Consider the following 6084-nt stretch of genomic DNA (forward strand, 5'->3'; position numbering starts at 1 on the left):
GCAAGTGTAGCAACACTAAAATCAGGCTCAACTAAAAGTTTAGATATAAACTATACTGCGCCAACAAGAACATATACAACACCATCTAATGCAACCGTTATATCCGGGTCATTATACAACATCAGCTATTCAAGTAATCAATATGTGATACCGGCAGGACAAACATTTGAAGGTCAAATAAACAATGGCTCATGGTACGACGCATACGTATATGTGGAAGGAACATGGAAAAATACTTCAACTAATACAGAGCTGAATAATTTAAAAATAATTATTCAAGATGGAGGAAAATATATTCCAACACAAACTTCATCAAACATAAAAGCGAATGGTTCGGCCAAAATAGTTGTAGCTACAACAGGGCAATTCAATCCAGATAAGAAAGAGGTTAATGTGGATATGAATAATGAAAATGGACAAATAGTAAACAACAGTACTGTATTCAACATCAATAATATTTCGAATATAAGAAGTTTGTTTAATTATGGTACAATGTCTTCATCAGGTACATTATCTGCAAATACAAGTAATGTACAGGTTGTAAACGAGAGTTCTTTGACAGTTCAAAACTTGTCTATAAACAATAATGCAAATCTTATCAATAAAGGCCAATTTACGGTTAATGGTAATACATTTTTACAGAACTCAATAATCAATAATAATGCAGCGTTTACAACTCAAAAAATAACTGTTAATGATGCTACAATTGAAAATGGATGTAAATTTATCATTGCAGATAAAGGAACTTTTCAGGGCACGACATTAAATACAGCTGCTGAAACATTGTTAATAAGTAACATTTTAGATCTTCAGAGTAATAATAAAATAAACCTTGGGTCTCATGCTATAATGAATGTTACAAATGAACTAAAATTTAGCAATACAGGAACCAGTATCAATGGTCCAGCATCAGGCAATAAAGCGTTGGTAAAATTAGAAAAATTCTCAATCACAGAATGGAGACACCCTGCATTTACAGGTTATTTAGAAATAGAATCATCGAACTATCCTGCTAACTCAGGTTCTACAGGATATGACGTTCCTTCTGACACAAAATATGTTAACTTTGTAAGAAAAGGAGAGTCTACTGTTGACATTGAAGCAACAAGCTGCAACGAAGGAGGAAATGTTGTTCAAAGAGGTGGTCCTGGCATTATAACATATCCAATAAGTGCAACATTAGGAACAACTTATGCTTATGCATTTGAAGATAATTACCCAAGTATAGGGGACTATGATATGAATGATTTTGTACTGGATATAGATCTAGGATTTACATTGTCTGCAGCTAATAAAGTTTCAAAAATAGACATTCAAAGTAAAGTAAGAGCTGTTGGTGCTACAAAAAGACTTGCTGCTGCTATTCAGCTAGACGGCGTATTGAAAGGTAATATTAAAAGTATAACAAACTCAAACACGAGCTTCAGTGGCGATGTTTTCTCTATGAGTAATGGTTTGGAAAACGACCAAGATTATGCAGTTATTCCACTTACAGATAATGCTCATGCACTATTTGGGGCTACCACTTCTCAAATAATAAATACGAAAGCAGGAGAAAACCATCTTCCGGCTAAAGCTATCACTATCAGCATATCATTCAATGAGCCTATAGACATTTCTACTGTTTCTTTAATTGATATGCTAAACGTATTCATTGTGAACGGAGGCTATAATACATCTAATAGAAAAGAAGTTCATTTAAGGAATTATGCAGCAACAAAAAAATCGACAGACGTATCTTCTGGAAGAAACTATAGTACATCCGACTTAGTATATGGAATAAGAGTTCCTCTATCGTTTAAATATCCGTTAGAGTGGGTTCGAATAATTGACGCATATCCTCAATTTAAATCATGGGTATCCTCAAATGGACTAAATTATCCTAATTGGTATCAAGCTTACGAAACAAATAAAGTATATTTATTAGAACAATAGAAAATATTACGAATATCTCAAATTATTTTATTAAATTGAGATATTCGTGAAATTAGAAAAAACTATTTCTATTTCATATTTATTTGTTTATCCTAAGAATCCCAGATAAAAAAAGGAAATAATGCAAAGAATATTAATTATTGATGATAAAGAAGCTATAGCCAAAGTTATAGCTAACTATTTTAGAGAAGACTATGAATGTATTTATTTTGAGAATCCATTAAAAGCAATTCAATGGTTGGAGCAAAATTCGATGCCGGATTTGATTATTCTAGATTTAAGAATGCCTTTCATGACTGGAGAAGAGTTCCTAGCTTATATCAAAAAAAATGAACTTTTTAAGTCTATCCCTGTAGTTATCCTTTCTAGTGAGGATAACAGTATAAATCGAATTCGATTATTAGAAAATGGAGCTGAAGATTTTATTTTGAAACCCTTTAACCCGATGGAGTTAAAAGTTAGACTAAAAAAAATTCTTAAATGACTTTTATTATATATATAGGTAGTAATAAAGAATATATCAATCATTTTCAAGAATTATTACAAGAAAATATAGTTATAGTCAAAAATAAAGAAGAGGCTGGTATTATATTGAAAGAATTACCCTCAAATAAAATCCAGCCTCTTTTATATGAAAAAATTAACCCTGATGTAGATAAAGTTAATATTGCATACCTGAAAAAGAAATTCAAAAACCTATATATAATTCTTGTTACCAAAAAAATAGGAAAAGAAGAAACAAGTATATATATAGAAGCTGGTGCTAATAATACTATTTCTCCGGATGCCGATTCTGATGTATTTAAAGCAATCACTAATTTTATATCTAAAAATGAAATTCTAAGTAAAAAGGAAAAAAAAGAACAGAATAAAATTGATGAAGTATTTACAATACCTAAAGGCAAACGGATATTTGATATAATTATTTCACTTTCAGCTCTTATAGCTCTATCTCCGTTTTTGATTTTAATAATGGTCTTAATTAAGCTTGAAAGTAGAGGACCTATTTTATATAAGTCGAAAAGAGTTGGGAGCAACTTTTATATCTTTAATTTCTGGAAATTCCGATCTATGTATATAGATGCAGAGGAGCGACTATCGAGCTATCGATCAATGAATCAATACACAAAAGAGTCAAAAGAAAAAACGTTAGAAGTAAACACAGCAAAGGCTGATATTATAAATGATGACATTGTGCTGGTTTCAGACGATTATGAAATATCAGAACATGAATATCTAAATAAGAAAAAAGAGAAAAAAGATACAACTTTTTTTAAAATAGCACACGACCCCAGAGTCACAAAAATGGGTAGATTTATGAGAAAATATAGTATCGACGAAATCCCCCAATTAATAAATATATTAAAAGGAGACATGTCAATAGTGGGTAATAGGCCCTTGCCTCTTTATGAAGCAGAGCTATTGACTGGAGATGAATATATTGAACGGTTTATAGCTCCGGCAGGATTGACCGGGCTATGGCAAGTTGAAAGACGTGGAGGAGAAGGTAAAATGTCAGCAGAAGAAAGAAAACAGCTTGACATATATTATGCTCACAATTATTCCATATGGCTTGATTGCAAAATTATTTTTAAAACATTTTTCTCATTTATACAAAAAGAAGATGCTTAACATGTATTAAGCATTTGCAAGTTTTTACATTTATGAAACTAAAACTAGTCATCGTTACATTTTTTCTATTTTCTAGTTGTATCTCCCTGCTAGCTCAAGATATAACAGAGTTAAAACCTAAAGATTATCTCGACTTTCAGCTACCACCAATATCTGTTCTATACGAAAACGCTAAAGCTAGCCCTATTCTCAGCTATTATGAGAAAAAGAAGCAAGCAAATAAGAGTTTGATGGATTCCGAAAAAAAAAGATGGTTGAGTTTCATCAAATTAGTTACCAACTATCAATATGGGGTAGTAGGTAACAATACAACTTTTTCAGATACAAACACCCCAATATTCTATCAATATTCAGGAAATAAACAGAGTTGGTACAACTTTGGAGCTTCAGTATCTATACCATTAGATGACATTTTTGATAGAAAGAATAGGGTAAGAAAACAAAGGTTGGATATGGAAGCGACTGAGTTTGAAGAAGAGAAATGGTATGATGAACAAAAAATCCGTATAGCAGCAATGTATAGTCTCGCAATGAAAGACTTAGCATTAATAAAAATTAAATCAGAAGCCTTAATCTTTGCAGAGGCTCAATTAAATCTAAGCGAAACAGACTTTATTAATGGTAATATCACTATCCAAGAACTCGGGAAACAAAAATCTGTATATACAACAGCTGTATCTGACTATGAAGAGACTAAAGCAAGTTTAAATTCCTCTCTACTTCAACTTGAGATATTGGCAAAAACTCAAATTATATCTAAATAAAATAATATGCAACAAATAAGATGTATATATAGGTTTATCAATAAAATAAAATGGTGGTTATTGATTGTACCGTTGCTAATATCAGGTTTAGTTATCTTATCTACAAGACATCTTAACCTCGAATATACTGTAGAAACTACAATTTTTACAGGTGTTGTGTCTAGTTATGGTTTAGACCCCGAGCAGCCGACAACACAAAACTGGAATATCTTAAATAACACTTTAGAAAATATAATAAATATTGTAACCTCTAAAGAGACATTGAAAGATGTTGCATTACGACTATATATACAAGACATGATACATGGCGACCCGGAAAAAGATAATATCTATATAAAAGCCTCAAATTATAAGGAACTTCTAAGGATAACACCTAATGAAGTTTTAAAACTTATAGATAAAACATCAGAAGAAAAAACTCTAGAAAATATTCTTGCTTATGAAAAATCAGATCGGAAGAACTTTATATATGGATTATTAAATTGGAAACATCCACACTATAGCTACGAAGCACTAAGTAAGATTTCTGTTAAAAAATTGGGTAACAGTGATATGTTAGAAATAACATATTCAGCAAATGATCCTGGCATAGCATACAATACTTTAGTAATACTCAATCAATCATATGAAAAAAGATATCAGGATATTCAGTTCGGAACAACAAATAATGTTATTTTATATCTAGAAAAAGAACTGGCAAAAGTAAGCTCTGAACTCAGAAATGGAGAAGATTCTCTTACTAATTATAATATAGAAAATCGTGTGATCAATTATGATGAACAGACAAAACAAGTAGCAGCATACGATAAGGATGTGCAATTGATATATCAGGATGCATTGCTTAGATACAATAGCTCTAAGGCCTTAATAGCTCATCTCGAAAGTAAGATAGCCGAAAACTTAGGATCAATAAAAAATAACTCTGAGTTTGTAGCCAAACTTAATACTATATCTCAACTACGGAGTAAAATAGCAGAGATAGAACCATTCTACAAAGATACACTGGTTAGTCCTGCAAACCAAAGAAAGATTAACCAGTATAAGGCCGATCTTAAGACTGCAGAGGGTGATCTTCATGTAATTATGAATACATTGAGTAATCAAAAATATACAAAAGACGGCTACCCTACATCTAATTTTGTATCTCAATGGCTTGACGAAGTATTGAAGAATAAAAAGGCTTCTGCAGAACTAGCTGTATTGGATAGGAGACGTTCAGAATTGGATCAGGAATATCTCCATTTCTCGCCAATAGGCTCAACAATAAAACGTAAAGAAAGGAGCATCGATTTTTTAGAACGTTCGTATCTATCAATTCTATCAAGCCTTAACACAGCTCGATTAAGGCTAAAAAGCTTAGAAATGAATTCTGCTTCATTAAAAGTACTTAATCCCCCCATCTTTCCACTATTATCAAAGCCAACAAAAAGGAAAGCCATCGTATTAGGTTCATATGCAGCTAGCTTTATATTTGTCTTTGGTATATTCTTATTAAAAGAATTATTTGACAGGAGATTATTGGATAAAATGCGAGCTGAACACATTACTTTAGGTAAAGTATTAGGAGTATTTCCAGAAGAAGGGAAATTAGGAAAAAGAATTTTTAGAAAATCTTATGAAGAAACCTGTATACTACTATTAGGTAATAACTTATTAAATTACTTTGCATCTGAAAAACCTAGTATAATAAACTTCTTCAGTATTTCAAATGGAGTTCAAAAAACATATATAGCAAATGCTTTATCGGATTATT

At 31.4% G+C, this 6084-nt stretch carries 5 protein-coding genes; all 5 read left to right on the top strand.

The features are described 5' to 3' along the window. On the top strand, nucleotides 1-1935 hold a 1935-nt coding region (locus tag LDB17_RS00910), incomplete at its 5' end, for an LruC domain-containing protein (protein WP_393924832.1). A 118-nt stretch (nucleotides 1936-2053) separates the two neighbouring features. Next, complete coding sequence (locus LDB17_RS00915) at nucleotides 2054-2419, top strand: PleD family two-component system response regulator (protein WP_026177100.1); 366 nt, start codon at nucleotides 2054-2056, stop codon at nucleotides 2417-2419. Next, entirely contained in the window at nucleotides 2416-3567 is a 1152-nt protein-coding gene (locus tag LDB17_RS00920) for a sugar transferase (protein WP_006843566.1), read from the top strand. The genes LDB17_RS00915 and LDB17_RS00920 overlap by 4 nt, the downstream gene beginning before the upstream one ends. Before the next feature lie 32 nt (nucleotides 3568-3599). Beyond that, entirely contained in the window at nucleotides 3600-4331 is a 732-nt protein-coding gene (locus tag LDB17_RS00925) for a TolC family protein (protein ID WP_252639037.1), read from the top strand. A gap of 6 nt (nucleotides 4332-4337) precedes the next feature. After that, the coding region (locus LDB17_RS00930) for a GumC family protein (RefSeq protein WP_393924833.1) at nucleotides 4338-6084 on the top strand (1747 nt) is incomplete at its 3' end.

The sequence above is a fragment of the Dysgonomonas sp. Shenzhen-Wh21 genome (genome assembly GCF_043392705.1).
GTDB lineage: Bacteria > Bacteroidota > Bacteroidia > Bacteroidales > Dysgonomonadaceae > Dysgonomonas.